This is a genomic window from uncultured Gimesia sp. (assembly GCF_937910335.1).
In the GTDB taxonomy this organism is placed as follows: Bacteria; Planctomycetota; Planctomycetia; order Planctomycetales; family Planctomycetaceae; genus Gimesia.
This window is the reverse complement of the sequence record NZ_CALEMX010000556.1, coordinates 1-4,331: the sequence shown is the minus strand read 5'-3', so window position 1 is coordinate 4,331 and position 4,331 is coordinate 1. Positions and strand designations below refer to the sequence as shown.

Below are 4,331 nucleotides of genomic sequence, written 5' to 3'. Positions count from 1 at the left end.
GTCGAGAGTGGCTTCTTCCGTCCCTTGATCTGAGCCGCGAATGTAAAGTCACCGACCAGTCCGTTGAGCAGCAGTAGATGCGCGATCGTGCCGTCTCGATACTTGATCCAGTAGTAAATCGGGTCCTTGACCTTCTCGCGAATTTGTTCCTTCGTCGGGTATCGATGGCTGAAACTCGCTGGCTGGGCGAGCGTCTGGCTGCGCGAAAGACACGCTTCAAACAATTCAGGTGGCCAGCCACCACCTGGCAACTGCCCCCCGTCCAACGCCTGCCAGAGTTCCGGTCCTCGTAACGCCATCACTTCCTGCACGCCGGTCTCGCCACCTTTCCGCCGTTCGAGCATCGACTGGATCATCTCCATGGCGTGAAAGTCATAGATGTCGATCGGCCCGCTGGCGATTCCCATCGCCTCGGTCACTTCCGCCCCATACGGCATGTCGACCGACGGCATTCGCCACGTGACCGGCAACGACGACCCGGCTTGAAATGCGAAACCGAGTTCTTTTGAGGTGTTCACCATTTCCTTTGCGTAATCAAAATTCCAGGACAGATGCTTGTCATTAAAAACCGGCACCGAGACTTTGTCTTTGCGAAACACGCCGGCAATTTTTGAGAACAGCTCATATCGCGGGTAGAGCTTCTGTCCGAACTCGTTTTGGGGATAGTCACCGTGCTCGCCGATCAGCAGCACGGCGTCCACGTTGAGCTTGTCTCCACCGCAGCGAAGCGTTTCTGCCACGGTGGGATAAATTGGAAACCCGAATTCCTTCGACCGCTGCCCGCTAAGATCGCCATCCGGTCGCTGATCCACGTAAGCCGAAACCACCTCCAGACCGGATTCATGCCACTCCCCGCCGATCGGGTAGCCGTGTAGAAACCGCTCGGCCATGTGCCAGGCGTGCGACTTGTACGTCCACAAAGTTGTGACGACTGCGAGACGTTTTTTCTTCTTCGGCTGTTGAGCCAAAAGTCCGGTTTGAGTCGTCAGCAGCCCGGCACCTGTAGCCGCAAGGAATTCTCTTCGATTGAGCATGGGGTGACCTTTCTCTCGTCAGTTGTTCAGATGAAACCCTGTATTGTATATATTGGCGGTTAGTTGCAGCGATACACAGCGTGCAAAATCTCATCTGTCATTCTACAGTTTAGGAAACGGGAAGTGCAAAAAGATAACACCATTTTAGACTATGAGTTAGTGACAAGTAAATATTCGCTGGGACTCCCCGTACAAAACACTCTGCGTAACAACTCGCGAGGTAGAGTTTTCATTGCTTCCCCGTCGCGTAGATCTAATCGAAACACAAGTCATTTTTCACGCTTAGCGTACGCGAGTTGGCATCTAAAAGGTCACAACTAACAGCCATTCACAGCATACCTGCTCCGACTCGCGTCAGTTATTTCGTCAGTTTTTGTAGTCAAAGATCAATTGCCCGTTGAACTTAACGGGCGACAGTCATTTTTGTACCCGACGGAGAGTCTCTGAAATTGGAGCACGGTGCCAAATGCTGCTATGATAGCGGGTAAACAAAAAACGCCGGGCGATTTCTCGACCGGCGTTTTAGTTAACTGGTGGGTAGCGCTTGTTCGTAAACGTTACACAAAGCTCCCCGTACAAAACGCTCTTCGTAACGACTCGCGCGCGACCCCATTCCGGAAGTCGTGAAACAGCAATGCTTTGCAAAAGTTCGAGTCTTCCACGGTGGCTCGGAAGTAACCAACTCTCCTCGAACTTTTTTGAACGGGGTTAGCGGCAGGCGCGACATCATTATATAAGGTGAAATGCGTAAACTCTACGGCCCTGCAGTCGGCGAAAGTTCCGCTCAAACTCAAGAAACTTTTGCTGGGGTGTGGGGCCGACGGGCGGAATCAAAAGAAGACTACCGATTGGTCAAATTTTCACCTTCACGTTTATGTCTTCAATGGCCGCATTCGGAGCATTCTTCGAAACGGACTTCATTCCATTCTTCATGCCAGTCTTACCGCTGTAGCCTTCGCTGCTTCCGATCACCTGCTGGTTCTTCGCCTTCAGTACGAAGTAGTGTTCGCCTGCCTTGTTGGTCTTCGCCTCATAGCGATCAGAATCAGCAGCGTTTGCCTGAACCGAGACAATTCCCTTCTTCGCTGTTGCCTTCGAGGCGTACATCTGGCTGGCGAGGATGACTTCACCGTTAGTAGCGAGAAGGTGGAAGAAGAACTTGCCGTTCCGTGCTTTTTTGATTTGAAACTTGGCTGGCATAATGGTTCCTTTCCAATGCCGTAATAGGACTCCCTACCACCGGAAAGTGAGGCCTGGAGTCTACGATAGTCAATAAGGTTTTATGGCCAAGTAGAGTGTATCAACTCAAAGTATATATTCCTATTTCAAAATCGGGATATATGCGTATCCGTCTGCTTTTAAATTAATGAGCGCAGTCAATGCAGAAACGGCAACATCAGAGAAAGACAACCACATCTTCCGGTTTTCCTCCTTTACCGATTAAAGATTGACCACACACGAAGATTTTCGCTCCCGTACTGTCAACCATCTGGGGAGTATCTCCTCTATTGATCGGTTTGACCGTCGTTGCCTTCGGGACGAGCTCGCCGGAAATGGCCGTCACGATTCAGTCAAGCATGGCCGGCGCGGCTGGTCTTGCGCTGGGTAACGTCGTAGGCAGTAACATCTGCAACGTGCTCTTCGTACTGGGCGTCTCGGCACTCATCGCTCTTTGGGGCGATTGCTCGCCCTTCGCCCGAAGGACAATAGTGAACGACGGATCGTTGCTTGCTTCAAGCTGCGAGTGGCCGGATTAGCCAGCCCCCTCATTGTGAATGTACGCGTCCGCATACCCCTGTCAGGCGCCAAGAAGTTGCAATGATGACGCATTTGTGACATATTCGGCGAAGGAATGCTTTCACAGCAGATTCTTCTTGCATGGGGAGTGAGTTCATGGTTTGGCTGCTAGGTTCAATTGTCGTATTTGTCGCCTTGTCGGGGTTGATGGCCGCTGTCGACGCAGCAGTCCTTAGCGTTTCTCAGCCGGAGGTCGATGAACTGATTCTACGCGGCAAACACGGTGCGAGACGGCTGCGGGAAGTGAAGCAGGAACTGACTCGTTCGCTGGCCGTGGTCGTGATTCTCACCAACCTGATCAATGTGCTCGGGCCGATTCTCGTCAGCCAGCAGGCATTCGGACTTTACGGCCCAAGGGCCTTGGTTCCCATCACGATTGTGCTCATGCTCGGAACAATCGTCTTCTCGGAGGTGATTCCGAAGGCGCTAGGATCGCATTACGCGCCGCGATTGGCTCGCTGGTCGGCTCCAGTTATTCGCGCCTTGGGGTTCGCCATATATCCGCTCGGCGTTGCGCTTGCCTGGCTTTCCGACACGTTGATGCGGGGACAAAGGAGAATCGGAACGGAAACGCAGATACGCGCGCTCGTCAGACTGGGTCGAAAAGGCGGCCACATCGAACCCGACGAGGGCCACATGATCTTCCGAACGTTTCGCCTTAACGATAGGACGGCTCAAGGCATCATGACACCGCTGGAAAAGGTGGTCTCCATTCCTGCATCGGCCACGGTTAGCGAAGCTGCAGATATCATTCGCACTAAGGAGTTTTCACGCTACCCGATCTTCGGAAAATCCCCTGACGATGTTCGGGGTATGCTGATCGCCCGCGATGTATTGAGGATGCTTGCTGGTGGTGAGGAAGAGGCGTCGATCACCTCGATCCTGCACTCGCCATTTGTCGTCAGTGCCGATACTCGCGCCGACAAACTGTTGATAGAGTTCCGCACGCGTCACCAGCATCTGGCCGTCGTTCAGCAGATGGAACGGACAGTCGGCATTGTGACATTGGAAGACGTTCTGGAGGAAATTGTCGGAGAAATTGAGGATGAGAAGGACGCTGAGTCGAGATGGTGACGCTCATCTCCCCGTACAAAACGCTCTTTGAACGACTCGCGCGCAACTCGATTCCGGAAGTCGTGAAATAAAAGGAACTTACAAAAGTTCGAGTCCTCTACGGTGGCTCGCAGGTAAGCAACAGCTTTCGAACTGTTCTGAATCAGGTTAACAGCAAGCGCGACATCAGCATTTAAGGTGACCTGCGTAAACTCTGCGGCCCTGCAGTCGGCGAAGGTTCCGCAGAGCACTGAAAGAGGTCGTCAATTGAGTGTAACCTGTGTCTCAGCGGGGTACAAATAAAGTGACATCTCCTTATTTTACATCATGTTACCACCGAAACTGATTCTACCACAATGATCAAACTTTTTCACCCCTTACTGACGTTAATTGCAGGGCTGCTCAGAGGTTTGGTTTGCCGAGTTTGGCGAAGAACCGTTGTGGATT

4 protein-coding genes and 1 pseudogene are annotated in these 4,331 nt (G+C 52.4%); 2 read left to right on the top strand and 3 right to left on the bottom strand.

Translation table 11 applies throughout. The features are described from left to right. The 3 genes from Q0668_RS22965 to Q0668_RS22955 all read right to left on the bottom strand — a co-directional run. Positions 1-1,034: hypothetical protein (locus Q0668_RS22965; RefSeq protein WP_298868874.1), on the bottom strand; the 1,034-nt coding region annotated here is incomplete at its 3' end. An 852-nt stretch (positions 1,035-1,886) separates the two neighbouring features. Further along, positions 1,887-2,234 (bottom strand): YegP family protein, encoded by a 348-nt coding sequence (locus Q0668_RS22960; RefSeq protein WP_298868873.1) that lies wholly within the window; start codon positions 2,232-2,234, stop codon positions 1,887-1,889. 196 nt (positions 2,235-2,430) lie between these two features. After that, positions 2,431-2,598 (bottom strand): hypothetical protein, encoded by a 168-nt coding sequence (locus Q0668_RS22955; protein ID WP_298868872.1) that lies wholly within the window; start codon positions 2,596-2,598, stop codon positions 2,431-2,433. Here Q0668_RS22955 and Q0668_RS26005 point away from each other — a divergent pair. Continuing rightward, positions 2,525-2,701, top strand: a pseudogene (locus Q0668_RS26005) (sodium:calcium antiporter); the annotation flags it as partial. The gene Q0668_RS22955 and the pseudogene Q0668_RS26005 overlap by 74 nt on opposite strands. A 226-nt stretch (positions 2,702-2,927) precedes the next feature. Beyond that, on the top strand, positions 2,928-3,905 hold the full coding sequence (locus Q0668_RS22950; RefSeq protein ID WP_298868871.1) for a hemolysin family protein: 978 nt from the start codon (positions 2,928-2,930) through the stop codon (positions 3,903-3,905). The last annotated feature ends 426 nt before the right edge of the window (positions 3,906-4,331 follow it).